Origin of the sequence: Pseudomonas putida NBRC 14164, assembly GCF_000412675.1 — a bacterium.
In the GTDB taxonomy this organism is placed as follows: Bacteria; Pseudomonadota; Gammaproteobacteria; order Pseudomonadales; family Pseudomonadaceae; genus Aquipseudomonas; species Aquipseudomonas putida.
The window spans coordinates 2,908,818-2,929,641 of record NC_021505.1 but is presented as its reverse complement, the minus strand read 5'-3'; the positions used below and the strand labels follow the sequence as shown (position 1 = coordinate 2,929,641).

General features: G+C 63.4%; 14 protein-coding genes, 1 pseudogene and 1 riboswitch. Of the genes and pseudogenes, 6 read left to right on the top strand and 9 right to left on the bottom strand.

Annotation, left to right across the window (positions count from 1 at the left end; translation table 11 throughout):
* Window positions 1-3: 3 nt before the first annotated feature.
* From codA to PP4_RS12965, 5 genes are all read right to left on the bottom strand, one after another.
* Window positions 4-1,245, bottom strand: coding sequence for a cytosine deaminase (gene codA / locus PP4_RS12985; protein ID WP_016499639.1), 1,242 nt, complete (start codon window positions 1,243-1,245; stop codon window positions 4-6).
* Between the two features lie 4 nt (window positions 1,246-1,249).
* Entirely contained in the window at window positions 1,250-2,467 is a 1,218-nt protein-coding gene (locus tag PP4_RS12980) for a PucR family transcriptional regulator (protein ID WP_016499638.1), read from the bottom strand.
* Window positions 2,464-3,729 (bottom strand): cytosine permease, encoded by a 1,266-nt coding sequence (gene codB, locus PP4_RS12975; protein WP_016499637.1) that lies wholly within the window; start codon window positions 3,727-3,729, stop codon window positions 2,464-2,466. The genes PP4_RS12980 and codB overlap by 4 nt, the downstream gene beginning before the upstream one ends.
* 359 nt (window positions 3,730-4,088) lie before the next feature.
* Window positions 4,089-4,754 (bottom strand): thiaminase II, encoded by a 666-nt coding sequence (tenA, locus tag PP4_RS12970; protein WP_016499636.1) that lies wholly within the window; start codon window positions 4,752-4,754, stop codon window positions 4,089-4,091.
* Window positions 4,751-5,398: a TenA family protein gene (locus tag PP4_RS12965; RefSeq protein WP_016499635.1), complete on the bottom strand. Its 648-nt coding sequence runs from the start codon at window positions 5,396-5,398 to the stop codon at window positions 4,751-4,753. The genes tenA and PP4_RS12965 overlap by 4 nt, the downstream gene beginning before the upstream one ends.
* 78 nt (window positions 5,399-5,476) lie before the next feature.
* Window positions 5,477-5,591, bottom strand: a riboswitch (TPP riboswitch).
* A 250-nt stretch (window positions 5,592-5,841) separates the two neighbouring features.
* Between PP4_RS12965 and PP4_RS12960 the strand changes: the two genes are divergently transcribed.
* The 4 genes from PP4_RS12960 (at window position 5,842) to PP4_RS12945 (ending at window position 13,833) form a co-directional block, all read left to right on the top strand.
* Window positions 5,842-9,237: an Ig-like domain-containing protein gene (locus PP4_RS12960; RefSeq protein ID WP_016499634.1), complete on the top strand. Its 3,396-nt coding sequence runs from the start codon at window positions 5,842-5,844 to the stop codon at window positions 9,235-9,237.
* Window positions 9,238-9,336: 99 nt separating this feature from the next.
* Window positions 9,337-10,320: an SCO family protein gene (locus PP4_RS12955; RefSeq protein ID WP_016499633.1), complete on the top strand. Its 984-nt coding sequence runs from the start codon at window positions 9,337-9,339 to the stop codon at window positions 10,318-10,320.
* A gap of 81 nt (window positions 10,321-10,401) precedes the next feature.
* Window positions 10,402-12,726: a putative bifunctional diguanylate cyclase/phosphodiesterase gene (locus PP4_RS12950; protein ID WP_041167716.1), complete on the top strand. Its 2,325-nt coding sequence runs from the start codon at window positions 10,402-10,404 to the stop codon at window positions 12,724-12,726.
* 156 nt (window positions 12,727-12,882) lie between these two features.
* A complete protein-coding gene (locus PP4_RS12945; RefSeq protein WP_041168023.1) occupies window positions 12,883-13,833 on the top strand; it encodes a site-specific integrase in 951 nt (316 codons plus the stop codon).
* Here the strand turns inward: PP4_RS12945 and PP4_RS29525 are convergent.
* Both PP4_RS29525 and PP4_RS29520 read right to left on the bottom strand, forming a co-directional pair.
* A complete protein-coding gene (locus PP4_RS29525) occupies window positions 13,823-14,932 on the bottom strand; it encodes an SMP-30/gluconolactonase/LRE family protein (protein ID WP_231859030.1) in 1,110 nt (369 codons plus the stop codon). The genes PP4_RS12945 and PP4_RS29525 overlap by 11 nt on opposite strands.
* 45 nt (window positions 14,933-14,977) lie before the next feature.
* Window positions 14,978-15,469 (bottom strand): annotated as a pseudogene (locus PP4_RS29520) (SDR family NAD(P)-dependent oxidoreductase); the annotation flags it as partial.
* Between the two features lie 204 nt (window positions 15,470-15,673).
* Between PP4_RS29520 and PP4_RS12935 the strand changes: the two are divergent.
* Window positions 15,674-16,573: a LysR family transcriptional regulator gene (locus PP4_RS12935; RefSeq protein WP_016499628.1), complete on the top strand. Its 900-nt coding sequence runs from the start codon at window positions 15,674-15,676 to the stop codon at window positions 16,571-16,573.
* Window positions 16,574-16,702: 129 nt separating this feature from the next.
* Here the strand turns inward: PP4_RS12935 and PP4_RS12930 are convergent, their stop codons facing one another.
* Window positions 16,703-17,842 (bottom strand): glycerate kinase, encoded by a 1,140-nt coding sequence (locus PP4_RS12930; RefSeq protein ID WP_016499627.1) that lies wholly within the window; start codon window positions 17,840-17,842, stop codon window positions 16,703-16,705.
* A gap of 224 nt (window positions 17,843-18,066) precedes the next feature.
* Complete coding sequence (locus PP4_RS12925) at window positions 18,067-19,164, bottom strand: sugar diacid recognition domain-containing protein (protein ID WP_016499626.1); 1,098 nt, start codon at window positions 19,162-19,164, stop codon at window positions 18,067-18,069.
* Window positions 19,165-19,327: 163 nt separating this feature from the next.
* Here PP4_RS12925 and PP4_RS12920 point away from each other — a divergent pair, with 163 nt between their 5' ends.
* Entirely contained in the window at window positions 19,328-20,656 is a 1,329-nt protein-coding gene (locus PP4_RS12920) for an MFS transporter (RefSeq protein WP_016499625.1), read from the top strand.
* Window positions 20,657-20,824: the final 168 nt, after the last annotated feature.

Here is a 20,824-nt window from a genome sequence, read left to right as displayed (position 1 = left end):
AAGTCAGAGCAAACGCTGCACCTGCGCCGGCGTACGCTGCATCAGCACCTTGCCATTGCGTACAGACACCAGTGCATGCCCCTGGGTACGGACCATTTCGTAATCATCAGGCGCCGACAACAGCAACAGGTTCGCCGGCCGCCCCACCTCGATGCCATAGCGCTCGCCAAGGTTCAAGGTGCGGGCGCTGTTATCGGTGATCAGGTCAAGGCAACGCTGCAGGTCTTCGTAGCCGAGCATGTGGCAGATGTGCAGGCCGGCTTCAAGAATGCGCAGGATGTTGCCATTGCCCAACGGGTACCACGGGTCGACGATGGAATCCTGACCAAAGCACACGTTCATCCCGGCACGGTCGATCTCGGCAACACGGGTGACGCCACGGCGTTTGGGGTAGTTGTCGAAACGCCCTTGCAGGTGAATGCTCTCGGTCGGGCACGACACGAAGTTGATGCCCGACAGCTTTAGCAGGCGGAACAGCTTGTAGCAGTAGGCATTGTCATACGAGCCCATGGCCACGGTATGGCTGGCCGTCACCCGGGCACCCATGCCGCGCACCCGGGCCTCTTCGGCCAACACTTCAAGAAAACGTGATTGCGGGTCATCGGTCTCGTCGCAGTGCACGTCCACCAGGCAACCGGTACGCTCGGCCAGGTCCATCAGGAACTTCACCGACGACACGCCCTGGTCGCGGGTATTCTCGAAATGCGGAATGCCGCCGACCACATCGGCGCCGATGGCCACCGCTTCGGTCATCAGCGCCCGGCCGTTGGCGTAAGACTCGATCCCCTCCTGCGGGAAGGCGACAATCTGCAAATCGACCAGTTCGCGTACTTCGTCACGTACTTCGACCATGGCCTTGAGCGCGGTGAGTTTCGGGTCGGTCACATCGACGTGGGTGCGCACATGCTGGATTCCGTGGTCCACCAGCATGCCGATGGTCTTTTTCGCACGGGTCTTGATGTCTTCATGGGTGGTGATTTCCTTGCGCTCGGCCCAGCATTCGATGCCTTCGAACAGGGTACCGCTCATGTTCCACCGGGGCTCGCCGGCAGTCAGTGTGGCGTCGAGGTGGATATGCGGTTCGACGAAGGGCGCCACCACCAGGTTTTGCCCTGCGTCCAGGTCATGGGCGGCAACGGGCGCCACCACCTCGGCCTGCGGCACGATGGCGGCAATGCGCTCGCCGTTCAGTTCGATGCGGAACAGGCCAGGCTTGCCGCGCAGCCGTGCGTTGATGATGTTCATGCTGTTACTCCTTGCCGTGGGCTTCGCTCATGCGCCATACCAGCATGGCGACCGAAGCATTCATGCGAAAAAGCGGGTCATCAATGGACTGCCCGCTCAGGTGTTCGATGCGCTGGATGCGCTGATTGATGGTGTTGCGGTGCAGCCCTAGCCGCTGTGCGGCCTTGAGGCCGTTGCCGTTTTCCATGAGCAAGGCGTCGAGGGTGTGCACCAGAGCATTGGCCTGCTTGCGGCCAGGGGCGATCAGCGGGCCAAGCGTACGGCTGACGAAATCGTCGATCAGCGAGCGGTCGACGATGCCTTGCAGCAGGCGCAGCACGCCCAGTTCGCTGAAGTTGCAATAGCCGTTGGCTGGGCGCAGGTGCTGGGCGACGTCCAGGGCCTGACGCGCCTCGTTGAGGGCCTGTCGATAGTGCGCGCAATCGTCGGCGACGCTCGACAAACCCATGTGCAAACTCAGTTCACCCGTCGTGGCCTGCAGCTGCCGGTAAAGCGCAGCCAACGTCTCGGGCAGGTCGTGTGTATCGGCCAGCAGCAACACGAACAGATCACCCGGCAGCTGCGCGGTAACGCTGCCTGGCCGTTGGCGGCACCAGGCTTCGAGCTGGTCTTCCAGGGCCTGCCGGCTAGCTTGCCAGGTACGCTCGCCGTGGGCCAGCCCGTGGCGCTCGAACAAACCGTCCACGCCCGCCAGGCGCAAAGCCAGCAAGCGACGCGGCTCGTCCAGTGCCAGCTGTAGGTGCGTTGCGCGCTGCCGGGCAATCGCCAGGCTTGGGTAGTCGCCCGTGAGCAGCTGGCCAAGGATATCGTGACGCGAGCGGCGTACCTGGCTCATCTGCACCAACGCCGTGCCGATCAGGTGGGTAACCACCACCATCTTCAGCGCGTAGGGCTGCTCGATCAGCGGCAGGCCAAGTTGCTCGGCTCGTGCGATGACAGACGCCGGGACGCTCTGGATAAAGCTGCCGCCGGTGAGGATCACCATGCCGGCGATGCCCACGGCGTCGCCGTCTTCCAGCAGGCTCAACAGGTTGGCCTCACCGCGCGGGTGGTTGATGCCGGTAACGAACACCAGTTCACCGCCCATTACCCATTCAGCGATGCCTTCGTTTTCCGCCACATACGGCCAGCGCACCCGCCGCTGAAGGTTACGTGCGCCGGCCAGCACACGCATCTCGTGCAGGCCAGGCAAATGCAGGATCTCGTCCAGCGCCAGGCTCACGGCTCCACACCTGCCTGGCCCGGCGCCCGGCGGCGTGCGCCCAGTTCGAGCATGACGATGTAGCACAGGGCCGAGGCGCCTATACCCACCAGCGGAGCGACCCAGGGCGAGGCGTACGCCAGTACTGCGCCCACGGCATAGGCAAACAGCCCGGTGAGGTTGTAGCGTGGCAGGCTTGCGGTGCCCAGTGCCGGGTATTGGCCGCGGTGTCGGTACCAGAAATCAGCCATTATCACCCCGCCCACCGGGGGAATGATCGACCCCAGCAGCACCAGGAACGGGATCAGCATTTCGTACATACCACCAATCGCCAGCACAATGCCGACCCCGGCCGCCACCAGCGTTGCCGTGCGCCGGCGCTCACTGCGCAACAAATGGCAGGCGGCCGCCGACACGTTGTAGATGGTCGGCCCCTGAATGGTCCACAGGTTCAGGCACAGCATCACTACCGCCGCGAACGACAGGCCCTGCAGCATCATCACTTCGACAATATCGGCCTGCTGGTAAACCATCGCGCACCACGCACCGGCCACCACCATCAGGCCGTTGCCAAGCAAGAATGCCACCACGCTGGCGATCACCGCCACCCGGCCGCTACGCGACAGCCGTGTCCAGTTGGTGGCTTGGGTGGCACCACTGGCGAAGGTGCCGAACACCATGGTCACTGCTGCGGAAAAGGTCATGGTCTCGTGCGGCACTACTGCAGCCAGCCCGGCAAAGCCACCGGCATCGCGGGTAGCGATGTACATCGACACCAACAGCAGCACGAACATCAATGGCACCGACACGCGCGACAGCACATCCAGCCCCTTGAAGCCGATGATGGCAGTAATGCTGAAACCCAGCCCGAAAAGCACCATCAACGGTAAACCGAAGCCTTCCGCCAACCCCAACAGCTTGACCAGCACGATGGCCACCGTGGCCGTACCCCAGGCGTACCAACCCAGCTCAGCGAAACCCAGCAGAAAGTCCGAGAGCCGGCTACCTGCCTCACCGAAACAGAAACGCCCCATCAGTACGGTATTCAGCCCGCTGCGCGAAGCGATGAATGCCAACGCTGCGGCATACATCGCCAGCAGGCTGTTGCCGACGGTGGCCACCCACAACATGTCGACAAAATTGAAAGCCATGCCCAGCTTGCCACCGGCGAACATCGTGCCGGTGAAAAAGGTAAAGCTGAACAAGACCATGGCAATCGGCAGCAGGCCCTTGCGGGCAGACTGCGGGGCTTCGCTGAGGGGAAATTCGCTGGGTGAGCTCATTGCACGGGGCTCCGGGTGGTAGTTGGGAGCTGGAAGAGCAATATGCGGGCCGCTTTTTCGAGGGCCGAAACCCGGAATCAAATCGGGCAGGCAGCCCAGAAGGTGATGTGCACTGTGAACATTAAAGTCGCATTTTGGCTTTATGAAGGTGTGCTGAACGACTTATTTTGAGGCATTCATGCACCAAAGCAGGCTTGGGCTGGGTAGGATTCACCCAGTCGACCAAGCACTTTGGGGCTGCTGCGCAGCCCATCGCCGGCAAGCCGGGCTCCCACAGGTACGGTGCAACCCTTCAAGCATCGCGCGGTCTCTGTGGGAGCCCGGCTTGCCGGCGATGGGGCGCAAAGCGGCCCCGGGGGCTACGCCACCCCGTCCAAACCCATCTGCCAGAAGTCCGCCTCCAGGCTGGAAGCCTGGCCAAAGATCCCCACCAACTCGGCAAACCGCTGCTCGGTCATGCTCCGCGCTGCCAGCTCATCCAGGTGCTTGCGCGCTGCGGCCGCCACCCCTTGGTAGCCTTCACCGGCATACTCGCCAATCCACTCGCGGTACGGGTGGTTGCTCAAGTCGCCAATGCGCTCGGACAAGGTCCGGCCGATTTCCGCATAGCCGATCACACAAGGCGCCAGCGCCACATGCAGTTCCAACAGGTCGCCAGCGGCGCCACAGTCCAGCACGTAACGTGTGTATGCCACCGTGGCCTGGTGCTCTGGCGCGGCCTCGATATCCGCCTGGGTCAGCCCCCAGCGCGCGCACAGGCGCAAGTGCAGGTCGGTTTCATCCAGAATCGCCGCCAACCCGGCCTGCGCCGCGCGGATGTCGGCCGGGCGCCGGCTCTTGTAGGCCGCCAGTGCCCAGGCGCGGGCGAACTGGATGAGGAACAGGTAATCCTGTACCAGGTAGGTCCGGAACGCTTCCTCGCTCAGCGTGCCCTCGCCCATCTGCCGCACAAAGTCATGGTCTACATAGCTGTGCCACTGTTGGGTGGCTGCGGCCTTGAGGCGCTCGAAGATATCCATGCTCATTTGCCCTCCGGGTAGACGGCATCGAAGAAGGCCAGCTCCAGCGCAACGGTGCGCTGGTAGAAATCGCTTGCCAGTGCCGCTTCCTGCGGGCCGACACGGTCCAGCTCAGACTGCAGGAAGGCAACAAAGGCCTGGAATGCCGGGTTGTCGTGCAGGGTGATCCACTCGGCATGGACAAAATTGTCTGGCATCGGCTTGGGTGCCTTGAGCGCCCAGTCGAGGTAAAGGCCTTCGGCAACGTTGAGCACTGCCAGCGCCGCTGCATAGGAGCGGGTCGCTGCCGCTTCACGCATGATCGCCTTGAACCCTGCGGTTGGCACGGTATCAGCGGGTGCGCTGCGTTGTGCGGGGCTCACGTCCAGGGCCTCGAAGGCACGCAGGAAGTAGGTGTTCTCATCGCTGGAAATCATCCCGGCAAAGCGGCCGAAGCGCAGACGCGCCTCGAACGTATCGGCGGTGGCGATGGCCGCACCCAGCAAGGTCAGGAAACTGTCGAGAAAGCGATGGTCCTGCACCAGGTAGTCGACCATGATCGGGTCCGGCAGGCTGCCTTCGCACAATTGGGTCACGAAACGGTGGCCAACGGCCGCCGACCAGGTCGGCTCGCTTTGGCTGCGCAGGGACTGGCTGAAACGTTCGGTCATGTTGCTGTCCTTGATGAAGGTGACAGCGAGACCTTGGCAATTGACATGGACGGGCCTCGCAGTGAGGCCGGCAAAAAGGCAGGTTACAAGCCCCATCCCTTCGCCGGCATGATCCGGATCAGGTTCGAAGGGTCACCGCGCTGCTGCTTGCAGCGGTTTCTCAGCCCTTTGCCGGGCTCCCCTTGGTGGCGAACAGGTATACCCGAGCAGGTCGGGGCTGTCACGCCCCAATCCACCCAATTAGTGGGCATTGGGCCCCCGCTTGTGGGGAGTTATACCCATTCTTGACGCCCCGTCATTTAGCGCACATCAGGCGCCACAAGGATTTGTTTAACAAAGCATTACTGAAACTGTTGTTGGCACAGCCGTTGCTCAAGGCCTTTTACCGGGCAAAACGCCATTGATGGCTATAAGCCATACAGCCGCGAGCGAGGCACAAGGCAATGAAAACACCTGCCGTGATTCACCCTACCAGGCACGCATTCCAGCTGTCTTCGGTCACTGCGCTGATGCTCAGCCTCGGACTGATCACGGCCATGGCGTCCCCCCTGGACGACAACAGCCAGCCGCCGCCGACCGACTCATCGGCCTATACCGACCAGCCGGCTGACCCGACCCCGGCCTTGCTCAACCTGAACACTTTGCCAGAAGCCAACCAAGGCTCACTGGAGCTGATCAATGGTGCGTACGGCGACCGCAATACAGTGCGGATCGACAACGTGCTGCCGCCCGCCTTGCAAACCTCGGACAGGTACCCCACCAACGGCAAACCCAGCCCGTTGTTCGGCGCGCAGCCCTTCACCCAGCAATTGCTGCTGTTCGAAGAGTTCGGACCAGAGAAGCTCGACCCGACCACGCCGGCGCCAGAGCTGACCTTCCCGGTCCCCACCCTCGGCGCGGCCCCCGCGCAAGACCCCAACGTAGTGGCGCGCAGCGGGCCAAGTGGCACCGCACTTGAAGCGTTCCTCAAGCAACCCGGCCTGTACCCCTTCCCGACCCAGTACTCCAACGTGCTGGACCGCAACCCATGGAAGGCGCAGATCGAGATGTTCCTCAACCGCCAGCCGGTCGGTTCGCCTGCTGAAGGCCGGCCACCAGGAAAAGGCTGGTCGCACCAGCGCTGGAATGAGTTCTACCCGCAGGCGGCGTTCAAGACTGCCCAGGCCGGTGCGCGGATCAACCTCGGCCTGCGTGACCGCAAGCAACTGCACAACTATGCGTATGGCGAGTTCGCACCCGGCGGCCTGTACTACCAGACCTCCGACATCCCGACCACGCTGGGCACCACTAAAGGCATCGATACGCGCTTCCACCCGAACATGCCCTTGCAGAACCACAAGTCACTGTGGACTTTCGACGGCACCTTCCCGCCTAAACTGTTGATGGTGCGCTACGGCCAGCCGATCCTGATGCGCCATTACAACGCCCTGCCGATCGACCCCTCGGCCAACGGCGGCTTTGGCCTGCACACCATCTCCACCCACGAGCACAATGGCCACTCCCCGGCCGAGAGCGATGGCTTTGCCAATGCCTACTTCTTCCCGGGCCAGTACTACGACTACCGTTGGCCAGTGCAACTGGCCGGGTACGACACCATCAACACCCGTGCCCAGGACCCGCGTGCCGCCTTCCCCTGCTCACCGGGTGAAACCCTGTTCGTCAACGACGGCACGCCGGGCCTTAAAACCTGCCAGAACGGCAGTATCAAGATTCGCGGTGACTGGCGTGAAACCATGAGCACCCACTGGTTCCACGACCACATGATGGATTTCACGGCGCAGAACGTCTACAAGGGCAACGCCGTGATGATGAACTACTACAGCGCCCTGGACCGCGGTAACGAGGCCCTGCAGGATGGCGTAAACCTGCGTTTCCCCAGCGGCTCGGGCATGCCATGGGGTAACCGCGACTACGACGTCAACCTGGTGATCGCCGACAAGGCGTGGGATGCCAACGGCCAGCTGTGGTTCAACCCGTTCAACACCGACGGCTTCCTCGGTGACCAGATCCTGGTCAACTGGCAGTACCAGCCCAGGCTCAAGGTGCGTGCGCGCAGCTACCGCTTCCGTATCCTCAACGGCTCGGTATCGCGCTACTTCAAGTTTGCCGTGGTGCGGGAAATTGCCGGTACCAGCGGTGAGTTCAAAGGCCCGTCCGGTTCCAACCTGTCGTATGCGCGGGTGCCGTTCCACATGATCGCCAACGACGGCAACATCATGGAACACGCCGTGCCATTCGACGGCACCATGGACCTCAACGGCGACGGCAACCTGCAAGACAACAACGGCATCCTTCCGCTGCAAGGTATCGCCGAGCGCTATGACATCATCATCAACTTCGCCAAGAACGGCATCAAGGCGGGCGACAAGCTGTACTTCGTCAACCTGGAGGAGCACCGCACCGGCAAGGGCCCGGAAGGTACCATTGCGCTGGCCGACGTGCTGTCGGGGAAATACAAGGCGGTGATCAAGCAGACCAGCAAAGGCCCGCAGTGGGACAACGGCGACCCCGCAGTCGGCAAGTTCCTGCAACTGCTGGTGCAGCCCTACACCGGCCAGGACGTGAGCATGGACCCGGTGGCCTATGAACCGGCCAAGCCAGGCAAGGCCGCAGGCCTGAAAATGCTGCCGCTGCCAATTGACCGCGACTCGGCCACCGACCAGGCCAAGATAAAGAACGCCCGCCACCGCGAGTTCATCTTTGGCCGCTCCGACGGCACCGACACCAAGCCGTGGACCATCAAGACCGACGGCGCTTTCGGCTACAGCATGGACCCACGACGCATCAGTGCGGCGCCGCAACTGGCCAACCAGTCCACCGACGGTGGTTTCAGCGGCGACGGCACCCTGGAAGTGTGGAAAATCGTCAACGGCGGCAATGGCTGGAGCCACCCGGTACACGTGCACTTCGAGGAGGGCGTGATTCTCAGCCGCGACGGCAAGGCCCCACCAGAGTGGGAAAAATGGGCGCGTAAAGACGTGTACCGCATCGGGCCGGATGCCGACTCTTCGGAAGAGGTGGAAATGGCCATCCGCTTCCGCGAGTTCGCCGGCACCTACATGGAGCACTGCCACAACACCCAGCACGAGGACTCGTCGATGCTGCTGCGCTGGGACATCGAGCACCCGGGGCAGTTCCAGGTGATGCCGACCCCGCTGCCAGGATGGGATGGCGTGCAATACATGGCTTCGGTGGGCCTGCCGACCTTCCGCACCAAAGGCCATGACGACATCGACGACCCGGCCAACAAGCCACCCGTCGCGGCCAATGACAGTGCAGCCACTACCGCTGGCAAGCCGATCACCCTGAACGTGCTGGCCAACGACACCGACCCGGACGGCAACGTGCCGCTGACAGTGACCGGCCTCAGCCAGCCAGACTCCGGCCAGGGTACCGTCAGCACCGACGGCACCACGGTGACCTACACCCCACCCGCCACGGTCGCCACGCCGTTCACTGCCAGCTTCAACTATACGGCGCGTGATGCCAAGGGTGCCGAGTCGGTGACCCCGGCCACGGTCAGCATCGCCGTAACCGCAGCGGCAGCGGTCGACCAGATCCAGGTCACCAGTGCCACAGTGCAGGTGCGCAGCGGCAACCGCTTCACCTGGGATGTGCAAGGGACCACCACGGTGGCCACGGGCAACAGCATCAGCGTGACAGCGGCAACCACCGGCGGCCCGGTAAGCCTGGGGAACGCCACGCTGACAGCTGCAACCACGGGCGCCCGTTGGCGGGTATCGGTCACCACCACCGGCTTCGGTCCGGCCACGCCAGCGACGGTCACGGTGAAGTCGGCGTTGGGCCAGACGGTGACTGCGCCAGTGAAATATCAGTGAGTGCACCGCTCCCACAGAAATCACGCAGCTGCGGCTCTGTGAAGTTTCTGTGGGAGCGGGCGTGCCCGCGAAGGGCTGCACACCATCGAGGACCCTATCATGCCTGGCTCATGGCGTTTCCTGCTGGTACTCGCGGTATTTGCCGCCAGCATCCCGTTCTGGCCACTGCAGCCGCAACAACCTGTGGCCGAAAAAACCGCAAGCCCATGGGGCGCTGACTACTTTCCCAACATCCCCCTGCTCACCCAGGACGGCGAGAAGCTGCATTTCTTCGACGACCTGATCAAGGACAAGGTGGTCGCCATCAACTTCATCTTCACCGGCTGCACTGACTCATGCCCGGTGGAAACCGCGCGGTTGCGCCAGGTGCAAAAGATTCTGGGTGACCGGGTTGGCAAGGACATATTCCTCTACTCCATCAGCATCGACCCCTACAACGACACCCCCGCCACCCTGAAACGCTACGCCGAAAAGTTCGGCATCGGCCCTGGCTGGACGCTGCTCACCGGCGAGCCCGACGACATCGAGCAATTGCGCCGTAGCCTGGGTTTGTGGATAGACGGCCTGGAAAACGGCCGCTCCAAAGACCACAACCTGAGCCTTATCATCGGCAACCAGGCCACCGGTCGCTGGATGAAGGCCTCGCCCTTCGAAAGCCCGTACATCCTCGCTGACCGGCTGGGCAACAGCTTGCACAACTGGAAGCAGGCCAGCGCCATGAACAATGATTATGCCCAGGCCCCCGAGATACGTTCGCCCAGCAGTGGCGAGCAGATTTTCCGTACGCGTTGTTCTTCCTGCCACACCTTGGGCAACATCGAGCCAGGCCAGCCAGGTATCGGCCCCGACCTGCTGGGCGTAACCCGCCAGCGTGACGCCAACTGGCTGACCCGCTGGCTGAAGGAGCCCGACCAGATGCTGGCCGAGAAAGACCCGCTGGCCATGCTGCTGTATGAGCAATACAACCGCCTGGCCATGCCCAACATGCGCCTGGGCGATGCCGAAGTCAGCGCATTGATGAGTTATATCGAGGAAGAAACCGCGCGCCTGCAAACACCCGTCGCGAATAGGGAAAACCCTTAAAGGCTATTAGCCATTAGTCATCAGCCTGTCATCTCCTTGTCGTATTTTTTGAGCATCACCCAGGGTCGGGAACTGTCAGCAGTGATACGCCGTTCGCTTTCATCCGCCAGCCCCCTGCGGCTGCTGATCCTGATGCTCTGTGCGGCCACCCTGGCCTTTCTCTGGGGGCTGCACATCACGCAGAAAGCCGCCGCCCGCCAGGACGCGTTGTCGGCCAAGGCCGCCGAGCACCTGAACCTGGCCAGCATCGTCGGTGAAAGCCTGCGCCAGCTGGTCGACCGCGCCCAGGCCGTTGGCCGGGTCACCCAGGACGACATGAAGGTGCTACGCCAGGGCAACATCAGCCTGGCGCGGATACTGGCCGAGGACCCGGTGTTCAAGCGCATGAGCCTGTACGACCGGCAAGGCCGGCTGTTGTCAGCCAGCCATACCGACGAAGCTTCCGCACTGCCCGAGGACTGGTTACGCCAGCTGCAACGGCACGTTGCCCGCTATGGTTTCAAGCCCTTTCTGCCCAGCGTGCAGGCGCCGGACCAGCAGGCCACCCTCCCCAACTGGCGCCTGCCGTTTCTGCTGCCGTTGACCGACCTGCCAGGCCGCGAAATCGAAAACATCCTGGTGGTGCAACTGGACATCGGCTACCTCGCGGTACTGTTCCAGCATATCGACCTGGGCAGCAGCGGGCTGGTGCGCCTGCTGCAGGATGACGGGCTGGAGCGGCTGCGCATAGATACCAGCGGCGTGGTGGTGGCCGGCGACGGGTTGCAGCCTGAACTGCCGGATACCGGCAGCGACGCGGGCATGCTGACCCAATACGCGGCCGGCGACGCGTACCAGAGCCTGTACCGACATGTGCCAGAGCGCGGGTTCAGCGTAGTGGTCAGCCAGCGCCAGGATGAAATCCTCGCGCCTTCGACCCTGGCCTATTCCCGGCAATTCTGGTTGAACCTGAGCATGACGCTGATGATCATCGCCAGCCTGCTGTGGACCTTGCGTCTGCTGCGCAAGCGGCAAGAGGCCTTCAGCGCCCTGGAACATGCCCAGCAGGTCAATCAGCAGCTTATCGGCCGCCTTGAGGACGAACACCGGCGCAGCAGCCATGCCGCCGCCACCGATCACCTCAGCGGGCTGCACAACCGCCGCCAGTTCGTCGAGGTGGCCGCCCAGGCGCTGACCCGCCAGCGTGGCAAGCGCCGGTTGATGGCGATTCTGTTCATCGACATGGACCGCTTCAAGTCGATCAACGATTCGCTCGGGCACAAGATCGGCGACCTGCTGCTGCAGGCCGTGGCCGGCCGCATCCAGCGTTTGCTGGAGCTCGGTGACGAGGCTTCGCGCTTTGGCGGCGACGAATTCGTGGTGCTGCTGGCGGGCGAGCGCAGCGAAGACCAGATCAATGCCTGGGTCCGTGAACTGGTCCAACGCTTGTCGGCCACTTATGCCCTTGACGGCCAGGAGGTCAACACCAGCCCGAGTGTGGGCGTAAGCATCTGCCCGCGCGACGGCCAGGACATCGACAGCCTGATCCGCAGTGCCGATGCCGCAATGTATTCGGCCAAGCAGGCCGGCCGGGCCCAGTACCGCTTCTTCGACCCCTCGCTGAACCTGGCCGACATCCAGGCCTTTACCCTTGAACAGGCGTTCGGCAGCGCCTTGGCCGAGCGCCAGTTCGTGCTGCACTACCAGCCGCAGATCCGCCTCGACACCCAGCAGGTACTGGGCTACGAAGCGCTGGTGCGCTGGGACCACCCCGAGTTCGGCCTGCTGTACCCAGACCGCTTCATCGACCTGGCAGAGCGCAGCGGCTTCATTGTCGATCTGGGCTGGGAGGTGTTGCGCCTGGCCTGTGAAGCCTTGGCCGGCTGGGACGTGCAGGGCCGGGAAACGCGGTTGGCCGTGAATGTATCCGCCCTGCAACTGCGCCAAGGGGACTTCGCCATGCGGCTGCTGAACGAACTGCAAAGGTATGCCATCGCCCCGCAGCGGCTGGAGCTGGAAATTACCGAAACCACCATCCTCGACCCCGAAAGTACGGCCGTGGAGCACCTGCATACCCTGCGCGGCGCCGGCCTGGGCATCAGCCTGGATGATTTCGGCCGTGGCTACGCCGGCTTCGCCCATCTGCATTCGCTGCCATTGAGCAAGCTGAAGATCGACCGCTCGCTGATCGCCCCGCTGTCCAACAGCCCTGATGACAGCCCGATCGTGTCCTCCACCATCATCCTGGCCAAGCGCCTGGGCCTGGAAGTGGTTGCCGAAGGCGTGGAAACCCGCGAACAGGTGGTGTGCCTGAAGCTTGCCGGTTGTGATATCGCCCAGGGCTACCACTTCAGTCGGCCACTGTCGCCGGCGCAGTTACGCGAGTACCCGCCGTTCAATGGTGTCGAGGAGAAAGCGTGCGTGTAATGCGAACACTGGCGCTGCCCCACTGCCCCCCAGCTGACAACCTGGGCCCGCTTCGCGCGCCATCGCGACGCAAGGCCGCTCTACAGAGACCGCGCTGGCATGCAATATCCCTTGATTCGGTTTATGGTGTGCCCATTACCCATCGACACCCGTACCATGACCGATATCGAGCGCTACCTTCGCGCCGCCACCCGTGACAACACCCGGCGCAGCTACCAGGCTGCCATCGAGCACTTCGAAACCCACTGGGGCGGTTTTCTCCCTGCCACTGCCGAGAGCATTGCCCGCTACCTGGCCGACCACGCCGACCAGCATGCCGTCAGCACCCTGCGCCAGCGCCTGGCTGCGCTCAGCCAATGGCACGTCGCCCAAGGCTTCCCCGACCCGACCAAGGCGCCTCTGGTGCGGCAGGTGCTCCGCGGTATCCGCACCCTGCACCCGACGCCGCCCAAGCAGGCAGCCCCGCTGTTGTTGCAGCACCTGCAAACTGCGGTGACCTGTTTTGAAGAGGAGGCCCGCCAGGCACGTGAACATCACGACCTGGCCGCCCTGCGCCGGGCCCGCCGTGACAGTGCGCTGCTGTTGCTGGGTTTCTGGCGTGGCTTTCGTGGTGATGAACTGGCGCGCCTGCGCATCGAACATATCAAGGCCGAAGCGGGTGTCGGTATCACGTTGTTCCTGCCGCGCAGCAAGGGCGACCGAGAAGCCCTGGGCGTGCAACATCGCACCCCTGCGCTGAAAGCCTTGTGCCCGGTCACGGCCTACCTGCAATGGCTGGAGGTTGCCGGCATTGCCCATGGGCCGGTGTTCCGCAAGCTCGACCGCTGGGGCAACCTCGGTGACAGCGCGCTCAACAGCAACAGCCTGGTCGGCCTGCTGCGGCGCATGCTGGAGCGTGCCGGGGTACCGGCGGCGCTGTATACCGGCCATTCGCTACGGCGTGGCTTCGCCACCTGGGCAACCGCCAATGGCTGGGAACTGAAATCGCTGATGAGCTACGTGGGTTGGAAAGACGCCAAGTCGGCCTTGCGCTATATCGACTCGGCGCAGCGCTTTGGCGAATTGGCCGTTTTACCGGCCAGCCAGATGCAACGGCTTATTCCTTGAAGCTGAGCCTGGCAACGCCGCCAGTTTCCGGGCGGATGGCATACAGGTCGCCAGCATCGGGGTAATGGTGCAGCTCTTCAGGGCTCATGTCGAAGCGCGCGGTGCTGATGTACAAGGTGTTCAAGCCCGGCCCACCAAAGCAGCAACTGGTGGGGCACGGTACCGGCATCAACACCTGGTCGGTCAGGTGGCCGTGGCGGTCGTAACGCAGCAGGCAGCTGCCATGGTACTGGCACACCCACAGCCCGCCTTCGCGGTCCAGCGCCAGGCCATCCGGCCGCCCCAGCTCGGCAGGGGTTTCGGCAAACAGCGTCACCGCACCCAGTCGGCCTTCGACGAGATACTCGGCGCGGTAGATGGCGCGCGCCGCCGAATCGACGAAGTACACCGTATGGCCGTCCTGCGACCAGGCAAGCCCGGTGGGCAAGGCCATGTCGTCGTGGATCACCTGGTCGTTCAACTGTCCGTCGAAGCGGAACAGCGCCCCGGTATTGCCGCTCAAGGCTTCGTCCATCAGCCCGGTAACGAAGCGTCCTTGCGGGTCGCAAGCGCCGTCGTTGAAGCGGTAGGTTGAACGCGGGTGGACAGATGCAGAATGCTGGAGCACCTTGCGCGCCGGCACATCGAAGATGGCCACGCTGGCATCTTCTGTGAAAATCAGGTTGCCCCGGTCGGTCAGCGCCAAGGCGCCAATGCGCGCGGCTGACGCGTAAAGGCTGTGAACTTCGCCATCCGGCGTCAGGCAGTTGATGCGCCCGCCAGAAATATCGACGAAGTACAACGCGCCGCTGCGCTCATCCCAGACCAGGCTTTCACCCAGGTCCGCGCGCGTGTTGGCGACTTTGACCGGCACGTAGTTGCATTCCTTGATGCGGTTCCAGCGCTCGGCCACTTCGGCCAGGTCGGCGGCCTGCACACGGCCCAGGTCACGGGGGTAGCTGACGCCGCTGTTTTCGTTGAAGCGGGTGGCGGTGAACTGGCCGTTGCTGGCGCGCAAGATGTAGCCGGTGTCATGGCACAGCGCACTGGCCAGGTACAGCACGCCAGGCGTAACCCACTCGGGCTTCAGCTCTTCTGGCGGTTGGCTGATGCCCCACATGCGGGTCTTGGCCACCGGCGATATGGCATTGACCAGGATGCCGTGCTCCTGGCCCTCCATGCTCAGGGCGTTCATGATGCCGACCTGGGCCATCTTGCCGGCGGCATAGGCCACCAGCCCAGGCTGCGCATAGCGCTGGTACATGGCACGGTCCGAGGTGGTCAGCACTACCCGTGGCGCTGCGGAGCGCTTGAGGTGGGGCCAGGCATGCTTGGCCAGCCACACGGGCGCATGCACATTGATGCCCAGCGCGCGTTGCAGGAAGGCGGATTCATGATCTTCGATACGCTGGTAATCGACCCAGCCGGCATTGTGGATGAGGATATCCAGCGCGCCAAACTGCTCGATGGCCAACTCGACCAGTTGCTTGCAGGCGCCCTCGTCCTCCAGTTGCCCGGCGTGCCCAACCACCGCAAAGCCTTTGCCACGCATGGCCGTCAGTGCGTGTTCGAGTGCCGAAGCGTCCTGCCCTTGCCCCGATCGGTCGGTGCCCAGGTCGCTGATGACGACCTGCGCACCACGTTCGGCCAACGCCATGGCATAGGCCAGGCCCAGGCCTTGTGCGGCACCGGTGATGACCGCAACTTTATTGTGAAAAGGGTCTGTAACGGGCATTTCTGGCTACCTTCAATTCTCCTTTTTACGATATCAACAAACAAATCTATGACTTAATATTAAAAGCATGCACCTTTGATATCTCATGGATATCACCGACGAGTAGCCACGCTGCAGGAATAGTGGATGATCGAAACACGTTTGCTCAGGCAGTTCATCGCTGTGGCCGAAGAATTGCACTTTCACAAGGCCGCCGAGCGCCTGCACATGGCGCAACCACCGCTGAGCCAGGCGATCAACCGCCTTGAAGAAAAACTGGGCTTCAGCCTGCTGCTGCGCAACAAGCGCGGGGTGCGCCTGACCGCAGCGGGTGCGGCGTTTCTTGACACGGCCTACCGCACGCTGGCTGAGCTGGAACAGGGGATCGAGTACGCCCGCAGTGTGTCTGCGGGGGTCAGCGGCAAGCTGACCATCACGGCCATTTCCATCGCCTATTACGACTCGCTGCTCAGCAGCTTGCGCCGTTTTCGCGAGACTTATCCGAACGTGCAGTTAACCATCCGCGAGATGCCATCGGCGTCACAGGCCAAGGCTTTGCTGGCCGGTGAGGCAGATATCGGTTTCATGCGCAGGCTGCCGCTGCCGGCTGGCACCCTTGAAGCACGGTTGTTGCTTGATGAACAGATCGTCATGGCCTTGCCCGCCAGCCACGGGAAAGCGCAACAGGGGGAAGTCGACCTGCGCGAGTTTGCCGATGAGGATTTCGTATTCACCCCGCAAGCCTTGGGCGGTGGCTATCACGCGCAGTTGCTTGCGCTGTGTGAGGCGGCGGGTTTTTACCCCCGGGTGGTGCAGGAAGCTGCGCAGATTCACACTTTGCTGGGCCTGGTGGCATGTGGTTTTGGCGTGGCCCTGGTGCCGGCCTCGTTCGTCGGTTCCACTGCGCGTGAGCGGGTGCAGTTTTGCCCGATCCGGCCGATCGATAAGCAACCCGCACCCGGGATCGGCCTGTACATGAAATGGAACGCCCAGAACGCTTCGCCAGCACTGGCCAACTTCATTGCCATGTTCGAGACGCAGGAGTGACGCTTTTGTAAGAGCGGCCTTGTGTCGCGAAAGGGCTGCATAGCAGCCCCAGGATTTCTGCATTGACGCGAATACGCCTGGGTCTGCTACGCAGCCCTTTCGCGACACAAGGCCGCTCCTACCCGATGTTCATGCTCGCTTTGCAGCGCGCCACAGCCGACCAATGTCACAAGCCCGCGCCTGCAGCAACTGCGCAGCATTGGCACAAGCCTGCTCCAGGCTCATCGGCCCGCTGGCCAACGCAAATGCAGCATCGACCCCATGGGCATACAACTGCTGATAACCCTCACCCAAGGTCCCGGCCAGCACCACCACCGGCACGCCATGACGCTTGGCTACCCGGGCCACACCCATCGGTGTCTTGCCACGCAGTGTCTGGGCATCGAAACGGCCTTCACCAGTCACCACCAGATCTGCCCCCTGCACCAATTCATCGAGGCCGGCCAACTCGGCCACTACCTCCACCCCAGGGCGGAACTGTGCGCCCATGAAGGCCCGGGCAGCGAAGCCCATGCCACCGGCAGCGCCGCAACCTGGGTAGTCGCGCACATCCTTAGCCAGCACCTGTGCACAGATATCGGCAAAATGCCCCAGCGCCTGGTCCAGCGCCTGCACTTGCTGCGGGTTGGCCCCCTTCTGCGGGCCGAAGATCGCCGAAGCACCATTGGCGCCACACAGCGGGTTGTCGACGTCAGCCGCCACTTCAAATTGCACTTCGGCGAGCCGTGGGTCGAGGTCGCTGGCGTCGATGCGGGCCAGCTTGGCCAGGGCCAGGCCGCCCTCCTCCAGCGCTTGCCCGTCAGCGTCCAGCAGGCGCAGGCCAAGTGCGCGCAACATGCCGCTGCCGGCATCGTTGGTGGCGCTGCCACCGATGGCCAGTACTACCCGCTGCGCACCGGCGGCCAAGGCGGCTGCAATCAGCTCGCCTGTGCCCCAGGTGCTGCTGCGGCAAGCGTCGCGCTGGCCGGTCGGTACCAGTTGCAGGCCACTGGCCTGGGCCATTTCGATGATTGCCGTACGGCTTTGTGGCAACCAGCCCCACCCGGCCTCCACGCTCTGCCCCAGCGGCCCGCGCACGGTCTGGCGGCGCAATTCGCCGTGGCTGGCGGCAAGGATCGCCTCCATGGTGCCTTCGCCGCCGTCGGCCATCGGGCACTCGACCAGTTCAGCGTCCGGCCACGCCTCGCGCAGGCCCACGGCGATAGCGCGGGCGACACCGGCAGCGTCGAGGCTGTCCTTGAACGAGTCGGGGGCAATGACGATCTTCATGGGGATTCTCCTGTCCTGATGAGCGGCATGCTGACAGCTGTTCGCCAACGGGGCCTCGGTCAAATGCACAAAACGCCGGACGGGTTGTTTGGGCGGATGCCTTCTTGCCTGCACTGGCCCTATCGCCGGCAAGCCAGCTCCCACAGGTGCGACACAGCCCTGAGGGCAGCATGCATCCTGTGGGAGCTGGCTTGCCGGCGATAGGGCCAGTGCAGGTGAATAGTTCAGGCTGCTGGCAACAGCTGTAACCCTAGATACAAGCTAAGCATCCCTTCCATGCGTAGCGGGTCGACCTCGCCCAGTTCGGCAATCCGCTCCAGGCGGTAGCGCAGGCTGTTGCGGTGGATGCCCAGGGCATCGGCACAGGCCTGGCTCTGGCCGTCATGGGCACACCAGGCGCGCAGGGTGGTGAGCAGCTGGCCGCTGTTGTCCCTGGCGCGAATGCGCTGCAGCGGCTCCAGCAGCTCATCCAGCGCATCATCATTGCGGTGGCGCCACAGCAGCGCCGGCAGCCGGTAGCGCTGCAGGCTGAGCAAGCGTTCGGCAGGCAATACCTCGCGGCCATAGGCCAGCAAATCGCGTACCCGGCGGTAACCCCGGCGCAACTGCTCCAGGCTCTGCGCGGCACTGCCCAGGGCCAGCCGCTCCACGTCCCAACCGTGACGTTGCAGGCGCTCCAGCAGGCGCGGTTCATCCAGTGCCACGCTGGCCGGCCGGCACCACAGCAATGACTGGCGTGCCGGGCTGACACACCAGCTGTCCGGGTACCGGCTCATCAACCACGCCGACAACGCCTCGGCGGGTGGCCCCGAGGCCAGTTCAAACAGGCAAGGTACCCGCGGCAGCTGAGGCTTGAGGCCCAATTGCCGGGCTTCGTCGAGCAGCCGAGGTGAATCACCGCTGCCGCCCAGCAACAGTGCCAGCAAATCATCACAGCGCTGCCTTCGCCATTGCTGGTCGGCCTGTAGATGGCGCTGGGCCAACAGCATCTCGGCAGTCATGCGTACCAGCTCACCATAGGTGCGCACCTGCTGCGGGTCCCCGGTCAGGCCCAGTACACCCATCAGCCGGCCATCAAGCATCAGTGGCAGGTTCACCCCGGGCTGCACACCCTTCAGGCACTTGGCCGCGTCAGTGTCCAGTTCGACGATCCGGCCATTGGCCAAAACCAGTTGCGCCCCCTCGTGACGGGTGTTGATGCGCTCCGGCTCGCCGCTGCCCAGGATCAAGCCCTGGCTGTCCATGACATTGACGTTGCACGGCAGAATGGCCATGGCCCGGTCAACGATATCCTGTGCCAGGTCATGGTCGAGTTCGAACATTGCGTGGTCCTTTAGGTGTTAGGCTTTTGGGCTCGGGCACAGCAGCCTGGGCCGAGCGCTGTGCAAAAGCACAAAGACAGGCTAGCCGCAGTCCCCGAGACTCGTCAGGGCGAGCGCCGGAACAGGCGACGCGGCAAAAACCATAACAAAAGAGAACCCGATCATGGCACACAGCCCCGCCCCTGACCAAGGCTCGGACACCACCCGCAACGCGTTGTACCGGCGCATCACCCTGCGGCTGATTCCGTTCATTTTCATCTGCTACCTGTTCAACTACCTGGACCGCGTCAACGTCGGCTTTGCCAAGCTGCAAATGCTCGACGCCCTGAAATTCAGCGAAACGGTGTACGGCCTTGGTGCCGGCATCTTCTTCATCGGTTACGTGCTCTGCGGCCTGCCGAGCAACCTGGCACTCAACCGCTTCGGCCCGCGGCGCTGGATTGCGCTGATGATGATTGCCTGGGGCAGCCTGTCCACCTGCCTGCTGTTCGTCACAACTCCCACCGAGTTCTACGCCCTGCGGCTGCTTACCGGCGCTGCCGAAGCCGGCTTCTTTCCGGGCGTGGTACTGTACCTTTCGCGCTGGTTCCCGGCCGCCCGTCGCGGCCGCATCATGGCCCTGTTCATGTCGGCAATCCCGGTGTCGGGCCTGCTCGGCGGGCCGTTCTCCGGCTGGATCCTCCAGCACTTCGCCGCCGGCCAGCACGGCCTGGCCGGCTGGCAATGGATGTTCCTGATCCAGGGCCTGCCCACCGTTGCCTTGGGTGTGCTGGCGGTGTTCCTGCTCAGCGACGGTTACCAGAAAGCCGCCTGGCTAACCCCGGCCGAACGCCAGCTGATCGCCAACGACCTCGAAGCCGACGCTGCGGGTAAGCCGAAAACCACGGGCGATGGCGTGCTCGCCGTGTTGACCAACCCGCTTATCTGGACCTTTGGCTTCATCTACTTCTGCATCCAGAGTGGCGTGTACGCGATCAACTTCTGGTTGCCGTCGATCATCAAGAACATGGGCTTCGACAACCCACTGCTGATCGGCTGGCTCAGCGCCATCCCGTACCTGCTGGCCGGTGTGTTCATGATCCTTTGCGGCCGCTCGGCAGACCTGCGCAACGAGCGCCGCTGGCACCTTGTGGTGCCGATGCTGATGGGCGCCGTTGGCCTGCTGATTGCGGTGAACTTCGCCGGCAACCCAGCCATCGCCATTCTGGGCCTGTCGATCGCCACCATGGGCGCGCTGACCGGGCTGCCGATGTTCTGGCCGATGCCAACCGCCCTGCTTAGCGCCGGTACAGCAGTTGCCGGGCTGGCGATCATCAACTCCGTGGGCCAGATGGCCGGTTTCCTCAGCCCGTACCTGGTGGGGTTCATCAAGGACCAGACCGGTTCCACCGATGCCGCGCTGTATTCGCTGGCGGCGTTGATCGTGCTGGGTAGCCTGGTGGCCCTGCGTGTCACGCGGTCGGGTGCGCTGAGTTCTGCACGTGCCAGTTGAGCCTGTTCGCGGGTAAGCCCGCTCCCACAGGCATGCCACAGCCTTCGAGGCTGTGGTGATCCTGTGGGAGCGGTTTCACCCGCGAAGAGGCCCGCCCGGCCACCCTACATTTCCCTCCTCCACCGATCGTCGGTTCAACGCATCCCCTCCCTACCCCAGGCGTCAAAT